The 17,358-nt window shown below is 34.2% G+C and carries 10 protein-coding genes; 3 read left to right on the forward strand and 7 right to left on the reverse strand.

Annotated elements, in window-relative coordinates:
* The 7 genes from HNS40_RS05185 to HNS40_RS05215 all read right to left on the reverse strand — a co-directional run.
* A partial coding sequence (locus tag HNS40_RS05185; protein WP_172278375.1) for a LamG domain-containing protein occupies positions 1-2,002 on the reverse strand: 2,002 nt, incomplete at its 3' end.
* 82 nt (positions 2,003-2,084) lie between these two features.
* The gene (locus HNS40_RS05190) at positions 2,085-2,330 is read right to left on the reverse strand and encodes a hypothetical protein (RefSeq protein WP_172278377.1); all 246 of its coding nucleotides are present in this window, start codon (positions 2,328-2,330) and stop codon (positions 2,085-2,087) included.
* Positions 2,331-2,369: 39 nt separating this feature from the next.
* The gene (locus HNS40_RS05195; protein ID WP_172278379.1) at positions 2,370-5,396 is read right to left on the reverse strand and encodes a LamG-like jellyroll fold domain-containing protein; all 3,027 of its coding nucleotides are present in this window, start codon (positions 5,394-5,396) and stop codon (positions 2,370-2,372) included.
* Positions 5,397-5,779: 383 nt separating this feature from the next.
* Positions 5,780-6,607 (reverse strand): response regulator, encoded by an 828-nt coding sequence (locus HNS40_RS05200; protein ID WP_172278381.1) that lies wholly within the window; start codon positions 6,605-6,607, stop codon positions 5,780-5,782.
* Positions 6,608-6,636: 29 nt separating this feature from the next.
* On the reverse strand, positions 6,637-9,099 hold the full coding sequence (locus HNS40_RS05205; protein WP_172278383.1) for a tetratricopeptide repeat-containing sensor histidine kinase: 2,463 nt from the start codon (positions 9,097-9,099) through the stop codon (positions 6,637-6,639).
* A gap of 262 nt (positions 9,100-9,361) precedes the next feature.
* A complete protein-coding gene (locus HNS40_RS05210; protein WP_172278385.1) occupies positions 9,362-9,604 on the reverse strand; it encodes a hypothetical protein in 243 nt (80 codons plus the stop codon).
* 4 nt (positions 9,605-9,608) lie between these two features.
* The gene (locus HNS40_RS05215) at positions 9,609-13,076 is read right to left on the reverse strand and encodes a S8 family serine peptidase (RefSeq protein WP_172278387.1); all 3,468 of its coding nucleotides are present in this window, start codon (positions 13,074-13,076) and stop codon (positions 9,609-9,611) included.
* Positions 13,077-13,736: 660 nt separating this feature from the next.
* On the opposite strand from HNS40_RS05215, the gene HNS40_RS05220 reads away from it, so the two are divergent.
* The 3 genes from HNS40_RS05220 to nrfA all read left to right on the forward strand — a co-directional run bounded on the left by HNS40_RS05220 (position 13,737) and on the right by nrfA (position 17,242).
* Positions 13,737-15,083 carry a hypothetical protein gene (locus HNS40_RS05220; protein WP_172278389.1) on the forward strand — a complete coding sequence of 449 codons (1,347 nt, stop codon included), beginning with the start codon at positions 13,737-13,739 and terminating at the stop codon, positions 15,081-15,083.
* A gap of 69 nt (positions 15,084-15,152) precedes the next feature.
* Positions 15,153-15,683 (forward strand): cytochrome c nitrite reductase small subunit, encoded by a 531-nt coding sequence (gene nrfH / locus HNS40_RS05225; protein WP_172278391.1) that lies wholly within the window; start codon positions 15,153-15,155, stop codon positions 15,681-15,683.
* A gap of 20 nt (positions 15,684-15,703) precedes the next feature.
* A complete protein-coding gene (gene nrfA, locus HNS40_RS05230) occupies positions 15,704-17,242 on the forward strand; it encodes an ammonia-forming cytochrome c nitrite reductase (RefSeq protein WP_172278393.1) in 1,539 nt (512 codons plus the stop codon).
* Positions 17,243-17,358: the final 116 nt, after the last annotated feature.

The following is a 17,358-nucleotide window of genomic DNA, read 5'->3' on the forward strand; positions in this document are numbered from 1 at the left end:
ATCTGGAGCCTAAACCAAATCCTCCTGTAGCAGGATAAGCTACATAAGCTGTTCCATTCCATGTATACTTTGCACCGTAGCCACTCACTAAATCCCAATCAATAGAAGAAGGGTAGGGGTTTCCTACTGCATTGGCTTTATTAAAACTTCCTCCTGAACCTGAGGTGGTAAGGCTAATGATTTGATCTCCATCGTTAGGAACTCCAGTAAAACTGTAGGAAGCTTTTGTATGAGTTCCATAAAAACCATATCCTTTCACAGGGGTTAATGTTGTATTCTCATCATCTATTTGCTCCCAAAGTCCCGTAGATTCATTCCAATTTTGCAAATAATCTCCAAAGAATAGATTGGCTGTGGTGGAGGAATTTGGGGCCGAAATAATATGCCATTTCCCATCGTTTGTTAATGTTTTATTATAGATGAAGTCTCCATTAATATATAGGTTTCCAGTATTGAGAAAAGAGGCTCCATCGTTTAATGACATCGAAGCTCCACTTTCAAGATATAAATCATTGCAATTAGCAACTGTTGTAACAGATGGGTTATTACCAGATAAATTGTATATTCCAATATTATCCGTTGATCCGGGAACACCATTACTCCAGTTTGAAGCTGTTGACCAATCAGAATTATCTGTATTTAACCAGGTATTAAAAGCCGTAGAAGAAAGCCAAGTAACACCTCCACCAATAGAACCGTCATTTGCTTCAGCAGGATAGGATTGTGCTACTGCGCCATATGTGTTATCCAAATTAAAATAGGCAACCAAACCAGATTCATCACCTACAAGGCTTTGATACATATTTTCTCTAATTTCAGATTCAGTTCTTACAACGTTCCATAATCTTACCTCGTCCATCATTCCATCAATGCCTTCATAATATCCGGCTGTAAATTGCCCTCCAAATCTAAATGTATTAAAATAAAAATCAGCTACGCCACCGGTGTCATCTAAAATACCATTGATGTATAATTTTGAACCTGAACCATCTGCTATAATGGCTACATGAGTCCAGACATCAAGAGGTAAAGGAGCTGTTGATACCAAATCATCGCCAACTACAAAACTGCCGGTTGTGGCTATTCTTCCATCGTTAGCTATTAAATAGATTTCATCATAACCATATTCTGTATGTCGCGAAATTAATCTTGCATTATCTGCTGGTATCACATCAAGGTTTACCCAAAATTCGATAGAACCACTTGTAACTATTGGAGTGATATTAGGGCACCAAACATTAGCATTAAGTCCATCGAAATTTAAACAGTTTTTAGGTCCAAAAAATGCGGAGGAAGTTGTCCATTCATTTCCGGTCATATTGGTTAATGTGCCATCATAGTTGGATGAAGTTTGTGAATCATTTGCTGTTGTACCACTGTTCTCATCTAATTTATAGTAAGCGACTAAATTTGTTTCATTACCCACCGCTTCTTTATACATATAATCTCTAACACCTTGGCTTGATTGATAAAAATTAGACCATACTTTTACATCGTCTACATACCCATCAAAGTTACGATTGCCGTTGCCACCAATGCGAAAAGATTGGTTTGAAAAGTTGTTAACATGGGCATAAGTAGCAGAAGCAACTACTTCACCATTTATAAGTAAGTATTGACTATCATTAGTACCACCCATATGATACAATATTGCCGCATGGTACCATATACCAGCTTGTATAGTTTCAGGTGAAGTGACCCATTTAAGACCTGCACCGGAGTTCATTACAAATTCAAGTTGTTTAGTGTCACCATTTATCCGAACTATAGCTGCATCACTACCAATTTCTGCAATACCAAAAATATGTGGATAATTGCCAGCACTGGGTAGTACATCTGCCTTAAACCAACCTTCAATAGCGAAGGATTGAAAGGATAAATTCATCACTCCACAATCTAAATAATCATTAACGCCATCAAATTCAAGGGCATTATTTTGGGCATTTGCAAATTGAGATGGTATGATTAAAAAAATAATCACAAAGTAGAATAGATTTTTCATAGGTGCTTTGGTTTTGAGAAATTAATATCAATAATTGATTCTTTGCACTAAGATAAGGATTATTTTGTTGAATTTCAATATTTTATTTGCTGTCAAAATATAATCCTTTATTAGTTTGTTGGTTTTTATAGTGCCTTACGATGGCATATGAAATAGAAATTGTGATAAGAATAGCAATATCATTTCCAATGGGTGCCCCACCACCAACAGGTGTGGAACCTCCACTTCCTGTTGTTCCATTATTGGGTGGAGGAGGAGTTTGAGTAAAAGCAAAAGCTGAGAATAATAAAAATATTGCTGTAATTGAGTTGTTTTTTATATTTTTCATTTTTTTTTAAGTTAAAAGTGAACAGTGAATAACTAAAAGTTAGTTTCCAATGATAATTTTTTCTGTTTGACTAATATGATCTCCAATTAATTGCACCAAATAAGTTCCTTTTGAATGAGACATATTGATGCTTTGTAGTTCTTGTTGGTTTAATGAATTAGAATAAATCACTCGCCCCGCTAAATCATAAATGTATACTGAATTAAACTCATTAGAGGAGGTCTGTCGGATATAAACTTGTCCATCGTGAACATATACTTGTGCTTCTTGTTCTTCGATTTCTTCTGTTGCGGTAGCCTTAAGGTGTAATATGAAACGCTCCTCTGAGTCGGAAGTATTCCAGTTGAATTGGTAAGCTCCATTATTTAAGTCGTGTAAAGTGTTTAGTTTTGAGTCTTCGAGTTCGGCTTTTGCAATCCCATTTATTTGTTTTAAATAAATTGAGTAATCTCCGTTTTCATTATTTGTAAATCCCAATGGGATTAAATCAGTTTCAGGCCTTACATCAATAGAGAATTGACTTTCTCCATTTTTTGAATACAACTGTGAAATGCCTTCAACATTGGTGAGGAATTTATATGCATCAAAAGTAAAATCGAAATCTTGAGTAGCTTCAACTGAAAACTTAATCCATAAATCATCTTCATAATCTCCATTGCTTGTAGTAATTACAACTCCGTTGACAATAGTGTTATTTGACTTATAAAAAGCAGAAGCATTATTATGTACTCTATTATCATTGTTTAAATTAAGAGTTCCTGAGGAGGCTGGTACAATAAAAAAACCTTGACTTGGGGGAATATATTGAGATCCTGAACCACTGCCATCATTCCAACTAACATAAGCTGTTCCATTATAGTAGTTCACTGCACCATAGGTATCATCTAAATCAGCCCAGTTGATTGAAGATGGGTAAGGATTTCCAATAAGGTTGGCCCTATTATATTCTCCTCCTGAACCCAATGAAGTAAGCGAAATACTTTGATCTCCAGTATTTGGTGTTCCAGAGAAGGTATGTGTATCAGATCCAGATCCATCTGACCAAAAGCCAAATCCTTTTACTGGAGTTAAAACTTCATCTGTTGCACTAACTTCATACCACCAAGCATCCTCTTCACTCCAGGTTTGTACGTAATCGCCACTAAACATTCCACTTAGTGCATTAGATACTGGTGAGGATATTAAATGCCATTTCCCATTTGAAATGCTTCTTTGTATATTAAATGTTCCATTATTGGAGATGGTTCCTGTTGTTATTATTGATCCCCCAGATTCAATTGTTAATGTTGCTCCAGAATTTATAGTTAGATTCTTACAGTCGCCACTTAGTCCCGAACCAATTACAGGGGCAGTTCCTGAACTTGAAATAACAATATGATCATTACTTGTAGGTACAATATCACCATCCCAATTTGCTGAAGTATGCCAATCTGAACTTTCAGATCCATCCCAGGTTAAAGTCTGAGTATTAGTTGTAAATATTTGCTCATCACCATAAGATGTACCTTCAGAATTGCTAGCATAAGCTCTTACATAATATGTTGTACCAGGACTTAATCCACTTAAGGAAGAAACAAAAGCATCATCTCCTGTGCCATCTGAAGTAATACTACTGCTAGTAGTTGGTGACCCTGTTGTATTCCAACAAGCACCTTTTGCTGTGATAGATAATCCTCCATTATTGGTAATGGTACCACCAGAAGTGGCTGAAGTTTCTACAATGTTGCTAACAGCATCTGTAGAAAGGGTAGGCGAAAAAGTTTCTACACCAATTGCATAATATCCTGTTGTAGGTGTGTAGTTTAAGAAGGTAATTACATCACCTGATTTGCTTGTGTTTCCTACAGAAACTACTGCGAAATCTCCTGTTGTTCCGCTTCTACGTAAAAGAAAATAATTGTTTTCAGTATATGTGTCTACGTCCAAAGCCGAAGCAAAATCGCTTAAATCAAATTGAAAATCTACAGCGTCATTAGCATAATCATATAAATACCAAATTTGACTCGATCGTAAATTGATATTTGATGGTGTATTTGTTGATGTTGTTCCAGTAGAGATATCTGCTCCAAAAACATAATACTCTGTTGTACCTAATTCTCCGGAATTATCTCTTAAAGCTAGACCATCACTTTCTTCGCTAAATGTGGTAGTTTCCGATTGCCACAGTGCTTCTATATCATTTGAATAATCTAAAGGAATATTATCTAATAAGGGTGCAGTAGAAGTTACTAGGCTAGCTTCATTATTATTATCAAGATCATAGTCAGTAATTATACCACCAACAGAATTGCCATAATCTTCTGCAAAGCCGCCCTCGGCTGTGTTAAATCTATAATAAACCCATAAATTTGTAATATTACTTGGTTTGTCGTCGGATTGTATTTCTTTATGCATCCATTCTTGTATTTGTGATTGTGAAAGCTTAACATCCCAATATCTTAGCTCATCTATTCTACCTTGATAATTTTTTCCTGTTGGAACGCCATATTGACCTGCCTCTTCTCCAAAAATGGTAACTGACCATAACGAATAATCTATTGTTGAACTTGGGTTCCCATCATCAGCAGCATTCCCATCAATATATAAATCAGCATCTGAACTACTAATAGTGGCGGCTATATGATGCCAGCCTGAAAAGCCAGAAGGAATGGAATAATAAAGATACTCAGCATTACCATTAATCCAATACTCAAAAACAATGCGATCAGGAGATGCATCGATCCATATCCTATAACCTTTGCTACTATAGTATTTAGAAATAATTACCTGATCTGTTGATGGGGTCCAATCATTTGCATTCACCCACATATCAAAAGTAAATTCCGTATATCTAAAATTTAAATAACTTCCCGTTGAGGCGTAATCGTTACTTGCAAAATATGCACATTGACTTGCTCCTTGAGCATTGGTATTTTGATTAACGAAGAGTGTGATAATTATTATTATGTATGTAGATATTTTGAAGAATCGGTTTGGAAATTTAATTCTATTTGACCTATGTATTTCCTCAAGATAGGAAACACTTGACAGAATTTTTAAAAGAAAAAAGTAATAGAAATACTTCATAATATTGGTTTTTTAGCTTGGATTAATCCTAGAGAAAAAATGCAAAGTGAAGAGTTCAAAGCAACTGTTTTCTGGTTAGGGAAATAAAACGGTTCTCTTTCATATAATTGGCAGATTTCCTCTAGTCCAAATATACACAAGATAGTCAGGTATTCATAAGTAAAGCCATTAGCAAATTGTTAGCTAAGTCCAATCGAAAGTATTAGTAATTTGTTAGCTAATGATTAGTAATTTATCCCACTTTCTTCTTTACTTGCCATAAGTACAGTGTGATATGAGCTTTTCTTTCGGTTTGTATTTGAAAATTTGAGTTTTAAATAAGAAGGAGAGAAGAGAGAACTTTTACCTTGCATGATGAAGAAGCATCAAAGCATTAATATTTATTATAATGAGATTAAATACAATCTTAGATTCTGAGAAGTAGGAATACCTATTTTCTTTCGAAGTCTCGATTTAGAAACTCTCAAGCTCCCAAGTGTGACAAACATCAAATCAGATATCTCCTTATTATTTAAGCCCAGTCTTGTCATTTGGCACAGTTCTACTTCTGTGGAGGTTAATTGTGGATGATTCTTGAGTAGCTTTTTCAGAAATATTGGATGTAATTTCTGATAGGCATTGGCATGTTTTTTCCAGCCTTTGTTTTTTATTTGCTCTTTAATATCTCTATTGATTTGATCAATTTCAATAGCAATATTTTCATCTGTTTTCTTCTCTATTTTTTTTAATCTTGCTTGGAGTTTTTCGAAGAAGCGATTGAACTCATTGCTAAATGCTAAATTTTCAATCATTTTTAAATCCTTTTCCTTGATTAGAGTTTTGTGTCGTTCTGCTATATTCAAGGCTGAATTGAGCCGGGCTAATAGTTCTGCCGGAATTATGGGTTTCCTTATATAATCAACAGCGCCAGAGTCAATGGCTAATTTAAGATGTTCAGGTGTCATCAGAATTCCCGAAACCATGATACAAGGAATATATTCAGTTAATGGATTGGATTTTATCTCTTTTATCAATTCCAAGCCATTCATTTCTGGCATTTCCCAGTCCGTTAAGATAATATCAGGACTGTTATCTTCCAGTATTTTTAGAGCTGTCTTGGCGCTATTAGCTTGGTAAATAATAGATTCTGGATGGTATTTTTCAATGATAGAGACCATGGTGAGGAGGTTTTCTATGGAATCATCAATAATTAATATTTTATAAATAATCATATTTGAGAATTTTGAATCTGGATTGATATCTATTTTAAAATGGAATGGATTAAAAACATATATTTATTTTCATCATAATTAGAAACTGATGAGAGTACTTGTTGAGTCCAATCCTGGAGCTCATCAATGCCAAGTGCATTTATAGTGTTAATAATATTTTTCACATCACTAACTGCATATACTTGTAATTTTTCCAATTGGTAAAGATAAGGAATTACTTTTTCAAGGTCTTCCTTAGAAATGAATAAAGAGCTATTATCATATTCTTTTTGTTGTTGATTGATTTGGGGATGTTTATTTATCATTTTCGTTTTGTAATTGGGTATCCTTATCCAAAACTGTGCACCTAAACCTTCTACAGAATGAAGGCCTATATTCCATCCATGGGCTTGAACTGCCACTTTGCAAAATGCTAAACCTAGACCTGTGGAATGCGTTTTATCTGACTTCTTTTGATTGATTTGTTTGTATTTTTCAAAAATGATTTCTTTGTCATCTATATTTATTCCAGGACCGTTGTCTTTAATACTTAATTGAAGCTGATTTAGTTCAGATTCAGAGATGGTAATTTTTATATAGTCTTCGGAACAAGATGCTTTAATAGCATTGGTTAGTAGATTGATTAGTATTCTTAATAACATTGAATAATCAGCAGAAATACGATATTCTTTATTATAGTCAAGTTTTATTCGAATTTGTTTCTGCTCCCATAAAAAGTGAGTATCATCAATGGCTTGGTTTATCAGCTTGACTAAAGAAATATCCTCTTTATGTAAATTGATTTTTTGATGTTTGGCTTTATTGATATCCAACAGGTTCAAGACCAAGTTCAGCATATCTTGGCTCGTACGCTTGACTATTTCTAGCCTTAGTTCCTCACTTTCAAATCCTTCAATATTGGTTAATGCATTAAGAGGGTTCTTTAAATCATGAACCAGCATATTGATGAAAGTCTGCTTGAAATCATCGAGTTCTTGTAAATCTTCTAAGGCCTGTTTAATTTGTAGAGAAGTTAGTTCTAATTCCGTTTTTTGTTTTTTTATCGTTTGGTTTTGTCTATGTAGTCGATTATTAAGTCGTTTCTTTTTTCTAATGGAATATAATAAGAATATAGCAAATGAAATCAATAAAATACTAATCCCCAAAGAATAATTTCTAATCATGGAATGGGTTTTAATTTCAGCATCATGCTTAAATTGTATTTTAGTTTTTTCAATGGCATTGTTTAGACTATCTTCGAGTTGTTCTTGTTTAAATTTATAATTCAAATCAAGACTAGTAAATTCTATTATCTTCTCTTGGTTAAACAAACTGTCTTTTAATTCATTATATTCTTTAATATAGAATAATGATTTGCTTAAGTTATTTTGGGCTTCATAAACTTGAGATAAAACTTGAGTAATATTTTTCAATTCATTGGTAAATGAATGGTTTTTTGCTTTGAGGTATCCTTTTTCTAAAACCTTTTGTGCACTTGAGTAGTTCTTTTGATAATAAAAGGCTTGTCCAAGAAAATAACTGGCATCCGAAAATTGTCTATAATCATTATGCTTTTCGGCTATTTTTATGCTTTTACTACTGTATTCAATTACTTTATTATAATCTGGCTTGTCATGCATTAAATAAAATAGAGATAAAACTGAATAATAAGAACACATTCCAAGTTCGTATTCAATACTTTGATAGCAAGCTTTTGCTTTCTCCAAATATTCAAAACCCAAGTCAGTTTTCTTATCATTTAAATATACTTCAGCTAGATTGTTATAGGTCATTCCTAATTGATGGTTTTCAGGAATTTGTTCAAGAAAACGAATAGCATTTAAATAAGCTTGTTCTTCCTTATAAGGCTCTTTCATTTTTCTATAGATATTACCCATGGTATTATAGTTACCACCTATACTCATGAAATTATCGCTCCCTTGCAAATAGTCTAATGAAACCTGCAAATATTTTAATGATTGTGGATAGTTTCCGATTTCAAAGTAAGTAATGCTCATATAATTATTAACTACAGAGATCCAAGCGCTATCTTGTGTTTTCCTTAGCCAATAATCACTTGAGGAATAATTCTCTAATGAAGTTTCTGTTTCACCTAAATAGGTATTATTTATTCCCAAAAAGAAATAAGTCTTTCCTATATTTAGGCTATCCTTTAGTTCTTTATAAAAACCTATACTCTCACTAAGAAAAATATTAGAGGAGTCTAGCTTGTTTATATTCTGGTAATAAATTCCTAAATAGTAATTTGAGTGGGCCAAGTATTTGGGAGAAGATTGAGCTTTGGCATCCGATTTTAATTCATTGGCAAAATGGAATAATTTTTCTAATTCATTATTTTTCAGGTATTGTTGTAAAGCTTTGTATTTCTGTTCTAAAGCCTCACTTTTGTTTTGAGAATAGAGGCAGTTATATGATAGACTAAATGTGAGTAGGGTGAATAGGAAAATAATATTTTTTGATATCGATATATAATTATGGTTAGATTTTTTCATTCCCTTAGTTAAAATTAATACTAATGATTCATTTTTAATGGATGCTGAAATGGGTTTATCTTAAGTAACAAATATAAGTATTACTTTAGATATGATTACTATTTATCGTTAGCAATACGTTAGCAATTGAGATCTTAAACTTTTGCATTGGTGTTTTATCAGGCCATTGCTAATACTCAGGTGATCTCCTAGAAAAAATAAAAAGCTAGAAAAATAGACTTTCCTAGCTTTAAAAATATGTTTTTTAAGAAGAAAAACTTTTCTAAGATTCTTCTTCCACAGTATAGTCTGGTTTTTTTAAATAGTATTTTGCATAACCATAAGCTAAAGCTACAGAAACTAATATGACTATTCCACCACCAATAGGGGCTCCACCACCAACTGGTGTATTCCCACCACCGGGGGATCCATTATTATTATTTGGAGGAGGGGGAGTTTGGGCGAAACCAGTATTTAAAGCCATAAAGAATAAAAAGATAGATAAGGTTTTCAATAGTTTTTTCATAGCTTTATTTTTTGATGATGATTTTTTCTGTTTGTTGTTGGTTTTCACCTATTAATTGAACCAAATATACAGCATTTTCAACATTTAAAGCAAATCTATGGAGATTTTTCTCTGAAAGAGAGCTTTCAAATACCAGCTGACCATTTAAATTATACACTTTTATAGAGGAATATGCTGTTGGTTGTTCTTGAGAAACATATATCTGATTGCCTATAGAATAGATGTTGGTTTGGGAGTTGATGAACGATTGAGTATTGGTAGCATTCAAATGTAATACAAAACGTTCTTCATCATCACTTGTAGACCATTCAAACTCATAAGAACTTAATTTAAGATTGTGTAAGATTCCTGTCTTGGTGTCCTCTAATTCAACAGCTGCGATACCATTTATTTGAACTATATCGATAGAGTATTTACCATTGTTTTGGCATTGGAATCCCAATTGAATGGTATTGGTTTCTGGTCTTCTATCGATACTTAATTGAGTATCTTCATATTTTGTATAAATCTGGGGTAAATCCATTCTGGGTGAAAAGAATTTATGCGCATCGTATTTACGCTCATAGCCAGGGCTTGCATCACTAATAAAACCAATCCAAACTTCATCAGAAATAGCATCAATACCTGTTTTTAATACCACTCCATTCGCAATTGTGTTTTCTTCTTTAACAAAGGTATTTGTCCCGCTATGAACTCGATCTGCATTACCTACATTAAAAGTTCCTGTATAATCGGCCACTATAAAGAATCCTTGACCAGGAGGAATGTATTGGGAGCCATCTCCAGCTTCATCATTATATGTTCTGTAGATTTCGTTTACGCCATCATAAGTATGTTTTGCACCATATCCTATACCATCTAATAAATCCCAATCTATCGATGAAGGAAAAGGATTTCCGATAAGATTAGCTCCTATATATCCACTGGCGTTTGCTGTTTTTGTAATAGGAATATTACTGTTGCCAGTATATGGAGCTCCTGTGAAGGTAAACAAGTTAGTTTTGGAATCAGACCAAAGTGAATATCCTATTCCTTTTTCCAAATCATCAGTTAAGGAAGTGATTTCTATCCAATCAGCTATTGTTTCATCCCATTTTTGCAGATACGATCCTGCAAAAACATCTGCTTTATTACCTGATAATGGAGCGCTAATATAATGCCATGCATCCTCAGCTACATATCGCTCCATATTAAATGTCCCATTATTAAAAATATCTCCTAAAGTTATTAGTGAGCCAATACCTGTAGCATCTGATTTGATATTAAATATACCATTGTTGGTGAAATCTCCATTTACTGTTACTCCATTATTTACACTTAAATTAAAGGTTTTGCCAGAGGTAATGGTCAGATTATTACAGTCCAATGAACCTGAACTGGTGTAGTTTCCATCAATTATTGCATGAATGGAAGCAGTAGGTGCGCCTCCATCCCAAGTGGAGCCTTCCCATGTTGTAGTTGATGTTGTGATAAAATCTTTATCATCTCCATAGCCCGTTCCCGAAGTGTTTGTGGCGTATGCTCTAACGTGATAGGTGGTATTTGGATTTAAACCGGTAACGGTTTCCGAGAAACTTCCTAATCCGCTTCCATCAGGTACTACAACATCGTTAACATCATCAATGTCAGGGTTTTCATCTGTACTATAAACAAAACCTCTGGCAGTAACACCAGAACCATTCTCAAGAGTAACTTCACCACTAAATGTAACGGATGTGGCTGTAGCATCTGTAGGTTCAGACGTAACTACAACAGGGTTGTCAATCACAATTCCGGTAACAATAAGTGAAAATGCCTGATTCCCTCCTGATATACTACCATCATGGGTGATGCTAATGGTATAGCTTGAATTGGTTGGAGAGGCTATATGAATTTGCTCCACATTGTCCACATCATTATCTCCTGTTGTGGCTGCATTGGCTGGATTGTCTTTATCTAATTTATAAGGACTATAGGTGGTTTTTGCTCCTGTAATGCTCATATCCAAATCGTTGACCAGCATGGCAGCAGGATTGTCTAATGTATAAGAAGGAGGATTTCCTTCAGGGTCAGTCCAAACCAAAGTGGCTCTTAATGGATCTGTTCCATTAGCTGTAACAGTAACTGAATAGGTGGTTCCACTATAGTTTTCTTCTTTTATTAAAGAGCTCACATTTCTATTTGTTATCACATTGGCAGTAGTTTCTGCATTGAGCAATCCCCATCCAAACATGTAGTCTGGGCCTTGATTTGGTCCACATTCATCAGCTGTTTGTATAGTCAATGCTTTCAAAGTAGCGGATTTCATATAGGCTGAATTTAAATCATAATAATGTTCTTGAACTAACAGCAATGATCCTGTCACATTTGGAGCACTCATAGAAGTGCCATTTAATCCAGCAAAATATCCTGTTGTGTTTGGGTCATCTTCATCCCAGTAGGCGGACCAAACTCCAACCCCATTTCCACAAATATCAGGTTTAATTCTTCCATCATCAGCTGGTCCCCAACTACTAAAGCTTGACATAACAATATTGTTTGGATCAGACTGATCACCTGCTGCTACATCTTCTACGGCGCCAACTGTTAAAATATTTTTCGCATTTCCAGTACCAGAAATACAATCATAGGGACCATCGTTATAGGGCTCAAAAGCATTTCCTGGTCCATCACCTCGATCGTTTCCTGCAGATTTTACTATCAAGTAATAGGGTGCATCTACAGCAATACCATCAAGAGAAGCGGCACCACTATCATAATAACCAAAAATATTATGCTCACTTGCACCACCTAACCAAACCCATGAAGATCCATTCCAATACCACCCAGCTACATAACCATAGGAATGATTAGAAATAAGCAAATTTGTTGGAGCAGCTGCAGCTGTTGCCATTTCGGCATAATCATCAGTCCAGTCGTAAGAATCGACTGAAGCACTTGATGCCATTCCTTTTGAATTTGCTCCAGTACCAGAATCTGTATAATATCCATGTCCAATCATTGTTCCGGCTACATGAGTGGCATGATAATGATAACCAGATGGCGTATCTTTAATCGTAATTCTAGAGGACCCGGTGTTATTGAACTCAATATGTTCAACTTGAGTACCACCGCCATCCCATTCTCCGATGAGCATGCCAGTTCCACTCAAATCTAAGCCTAAACCACCACCACTATAGAGTTTATTAGTTGATGTAGTAATTGCAGCATCAGAATTTGTTGTAGTATAATAAATAGGATTACCATTTTCATCCAGTCTTTGTATTTCAGCAAAATTATTTTCTGTTGAAATGGTGATGGGCCAACCATTTTCCAAAGCAGCCTGAACGGCAATAGCTTTTTGCTCTTCGGATTGTTGCCTGTATATATTGGCATCTGCCTGTAGCTTGGCGCTATTGGTTTCTTTTTTTACCCGAAACAATTGCTCCGGAGTTTGTGCCAATAATGACAGGCTGAATAGTACTGCCAATGCGGATAGTATAAGATATTTCATAGTAAAAAATTGATTTTGAATCTATAAATATAGCAGGATAATCCTAAATAGTGTTTGTGTATTAGAAATTTAGCAAAAAAATAAGGTTTGGAACATGTGATTCCAAGTCTACATTTGGTCTGAAATCCGTGTTAATTTGTGATAATCCGTGGACAAAATAAAAGTATGGTTTGCCCTGTCATTATACGCGATAGTATCTGAGGATTTTTTTTAAGTAGAAATCGTTTATTCTTTAAAAAGTTAATGGGTTTTTAATAAATGAAACCTGTTGTCCTTAAACTTATAAATATTAATGATAGGCTATTATTTGGTGTAGATTCTTCATTTATTAGAGTTCGGGGCCATTATTAATATATAAAAATCTAGATATTTTGATGTGTTAAAATTGTATAAATTCTTCATTCATTACCATTCCAACTTAGGCATTTCATAATCAATACGTTTCATAATGAATTTAATTTAGAAAATTTCTAAATTAGAAAATATTGTTATTTTTTTAACATGAATTCTTGCGAATATCTATTTCATAATTACCTTTGTCATATAAATGGTATTTAAATACCACAATATGGAAAAAACTTGTTGTTTCCGCCTTTTTGAAAATCAAGTTGCCTGAAATTAAATTGAAATAGATAATAAATCAAATCAAAAATCAAAGTTATGAGATTAAAATCTTTACTATTAACACTTGTTCTTACCATTTTAGCCACTTGGGTTATTGGTCAAACAATCAAAGTAGATGGTGAAATTCGCCCTAGAGCAGAACTAAGAAATGGTTATAAAACATTACCTCCAACTGATGCAAAAGCTGCTTTTGCAATTTCTCAACGTACTCGCTTTAATGCTTTTTATGGTTCTGAAGTTTTTAAGGCATATGTAAGTATGCAAGACATTAGAGTTTGGGGAGATGTTAGCCAATTAGACAATGGAGCCTCAAATAGATTTGGAATACATCAAGCTTGGGGAGAGTATTTCTTTAATGAGAAGTTTTCTTTAAAAGCTGGACGTCAGGAATTAGTTTATGATGATTCTCGTATTTTTGGTAATGTAGGTTGGGCGCAGCAAGCCAGAGCCCATGACCTAGGTTTGTTAAAATATGAAGGTGCAAATTTTAAAGCGCATTTAGGTTTTGCTTATAATCAAGAAAAAGAATCATTGTTTGGAAATGACTATACTAACTTATCTAATTATAAAGCCATGCAGTTTTTGTGGCTTCATGCAAAAATTGGAGAATCAGGACTAAGCTTGCTAGTTTTAAATAATGGAATGGAGAAGCTTGAAAAGGCTGCTGATGTTGAAGAAGGAACTGAAGATACTTATAAAGTTGCTTATTCACAAACTATTGGAGCTCGTTTTACTCCTACTTTAGGCCCTGTAGGTCTTGCTGCCGCCGTTTATTATCAAATGGGAAATCTTGATAATTTTGATACTAAGCTTTCTGCTATGTATTTCGCTTTAGCTGGAACTATTAAATCTTCTGAAAACTCAAAAGTAACTTTAGGTTTTGAATACCTTTCTGGAACAAGCTTAAAAGATAAAATGGGAGATGCTAAGAAAATGAAATCTTTTACTCCTTTATATGGAACAAATCATAAGTTTAATGGTCATATGGATTATTTTTATGTGGGTAATCATGCTAATAATGTAGGTCTTATCGATATTTATGCTACCTTTAATCTCAAAGTTAAGAAATGGTCATTTTTCTTAACTCCTCATTATTTTATGGCTGCAGCAGATGTATATAAAGCTAAGCCAGGTGAATTAAGTCCTGATTTTGTAGAATCTGAATATGAAAATATGAGTAAAGGTTTAGGTTTAGAAATTGATTTTGGTGTTACCTATGCTGCAGATAAGAATATGCTATTTACAGCAGGTGTCTCTGAAATGATTGGAACTGAAACGTTAGGACATATTAAAGGATATTCAACTACTGATGCTTACAGTAAAAATGGTACTTGGGCTTATTTAATGGTTGTATTTAAACCTAATTTTTATACCAGCAAATAACAAAACTAGTACAAAGCCTTTAGTTTTTTTTTAAGGCTTTGTATTATCATAAATAACAAATATATAGTTATGGAAAAAAAGAACATTATTAAGAGGCTGGCCATTTTGGCATTTATTGTGGCTCTTGTCTTTTTCGGCTATATGGTACATATTTCACAGGCTATTTCATATATGTCTACCGATCCTAAGGCATGTATAAATTGTCATGTTATGAATACCCAATATGCAACATGGCAGCACAGTTCGCATGCTAGAGTAGCTACTTGTGTAGATTGTCACTTACCTACTGATAATGCTTTTAATAAGTATAAAGCGAAGACCATTGATGGTTGGAATCACAGTGTTGCATTTACAATGAACACCTATGATCACGCCATGCAAATAAGTGACTATGGAGCCGAAAGAGTGCAAGCCAATTGCATTGCCTGCCATAGCAGTCTTACATCTCAGATTATGGTGAATGCTGACAAGTATCATAATTATGATACACCATATGTTGAAGGTGGCAGAAAATGTTGGGACTGTCATAAAAGCGTACCTCATGGTAAAGTGAGAGGTGTGACCACCACACCATATAATTTAGGAGTAAAAGAAAAATAGAATATTTAAAACTAGAAAAGATGAAATCTAAATTCACAATTTTATTAATCGTTTCAGTTGTTGCTATCATTACAATGTCTTCATTATCAGGTAGCATTAACGAGAAAAAAGAGCAAAAAGTGGCTTTGAGCGAAACACCTGCTATCGATGGTGAAAAGCAATATAAGAACGATGAATGGGAAAGATATTATCCACGTCAATATAGTTCTTGGTTAAAGACCAAAGAAAGTGGAGAAATTTTAGACTTATTAGAAGCTTATCCTCAGCTTCCTATTTTATGGGCTGGTTATGGATTTGCAAAAGACTATAATGCACCACGTGGTCATTATTATGCTATTCAGAGTAATACAAATACTTTAAGAACAGGTGCTCCAGTTGATGATAAAACAGGTCCTATGCCAACTGCTTGTTGGACTTGTAAATCTCCAGATGTAGGTAGATTGATTGAGCGTGATGGTGAAAATGAGTTTTTCACTGGAAAATGGGCAAGATATGGTTCTGAAATAAAGAACAGTATTGGTTGTGCCAATTGTCACAATAATGTAACCGCTGAACTTAGAGTAAATGTTCCTCATTTAAATAGAGGTTTATCTGCTGCTGGTCTTAAGACTTTTGAAGAATCTACTCACCAAGAAAAAAGAAGCTTAGTTTGTGCTACTTGTCACTCTGAATACTATTTTAAGAAAACTAAATATACTGATGCAAATGGAAAAGAACAATTAGCTGCAGTAGTTACATTCCCTTGGGCCAATGGTTTGAATGCAGAAGGTATGGAATTATACTATGACGAAGTTGGACACACTGATTTCACAAATAAAATCTCTAAAACACCAATTTTAAAAACTCAGCATCCTGGTTTCGAAATGCACATGACTGGTATTCACGGTCAAAAAGGTATTGCTTGTGCCGATTGTCACATGCCATATACACAAGAAGGTTCTGTTAAGTATTCTGATCACCAATTACAAAATCCTTTGAATACAATGGATAGATCATGTATGCCTTGTCACCGCGAAAGTGAAGATAAATTAAGAGGTATCGTACATCAGAAGTATATGAGAAAAACTCAACTTCATATTATTGCAATGGATAATTTAGCAAAAGCTCACCTTGAAACTGCTAAAGCAATGGAAGTAGGAGCAACTGATGAAGAACTTAAAGCGGTTCGTCAAGAAATCAGAACTGGTCAGTGGAAATGGGATTATGCTGTTGCTTCTCATGGTGCATTCTTCCATGCACCTGAGGAAGTATTAAGAAACCTTTCTCTAGCTAACGAACATGCTATGCAAGCAAGAATTCAATTGATTGGTATTTTAGCTAAGCATGGTGTAATGAATTATGCCGCTCCTGATTTTAGTGATAAAGCATTATCTCAAGAATTAGCTGGCTTAGACTTTGATAAAATGGTTGATGCTAAGTTAGAATTCAAAAGGACTTTAGAGAAAGAATGGATTAAAATGGCCGATGCTAATGGTACGTATAATTCTAAAGCATTCCCTGGTAATGATATTGAAACAGCTTATTCTAAAGAAGTAAATGGAGAACAGGTTAAAAAATAATCTTTCATCATTTGAGAATCTATAAATATAGTATCCAGGACTTTTGTTCTGGATACTTTTTTTTAAAGAGATAATTAACAATTTGAAAAGCTGAAATAAGCTATTTTTACAAAAAA

This window comes from Lentimicrobium sp. S6, assembly GCF_013166635.1.
Taxonomy (GTDB): Bacteria; Bacteroidota; Bacteroidia; order Bacteroidales; family UBA12170; genus UBA12170.

Excerpts from the sequence above, each read along its gene's own strand:
- HNS40_RS05190 (WP_172278377.1), bottom strand. The coding sequence starts at position 2,330 with ATGAAAAATATAAAAAACAACTCAATTACAGCAATATTTTTATTATTC.
- HNS40_RS05195 (WP_172278379.1), bottom strand. The coding sequence starts at position 5,396 with ATGAAGTATTTCTATTACTTTTTTCTTTTAAAAATTCTGTCAAGTGTT.
- HNS40_RS05200 (WP_172278381.1), bottom strand. The coding sequence starts at position 6,607 with ATGATTATTTATAAAATATTAATTATTGATGATTCCATAGAAAACCTC.
- HNS40_RS05205 (WP_172278383.1), bottom strand. The coding sequence starts at position 9,099 with ATGAAAAAATCTAACCATAATTATATATCGATATCAAAAAATATTATT.
- HNS40_RS05210 (WP_172278385.1), bottom strand. The coding sequence starts at position 9,604 with ATGAAAAAACTATTGAAAACCTTATCTATCTTTTTATTCTTTATGGCT.
- HNS40_RS05215 (WP_172278387.1), bottom strand. The coding sequence starts at position 13,076 with ATGAAATATCTTATACTATCCGCATTGGCAGTACTATTCAGCCTGTCA.
- HNS40_RS05220 (WP_172278389.1), top strand. The coding sequence starts at position 13,737 with ATGAGATTAAAATCTTTACTATTAACACTTGTTCTTACCATTTTAGCC.
- nrfH (WP_172278391.1), top strand. The coding sequence starts at position 15,153 with ATGGAAAAAAAGAACATTATTAAGAGGCTGGCCATTTTGGCATTTATT.
- nrfA (WP_172278393.1), top strand. The coding sequence starts at position 15,704 with ATGAAATCTAAATTCACAATTTTATTAATCGTTTCAGTTGTTGCTATC.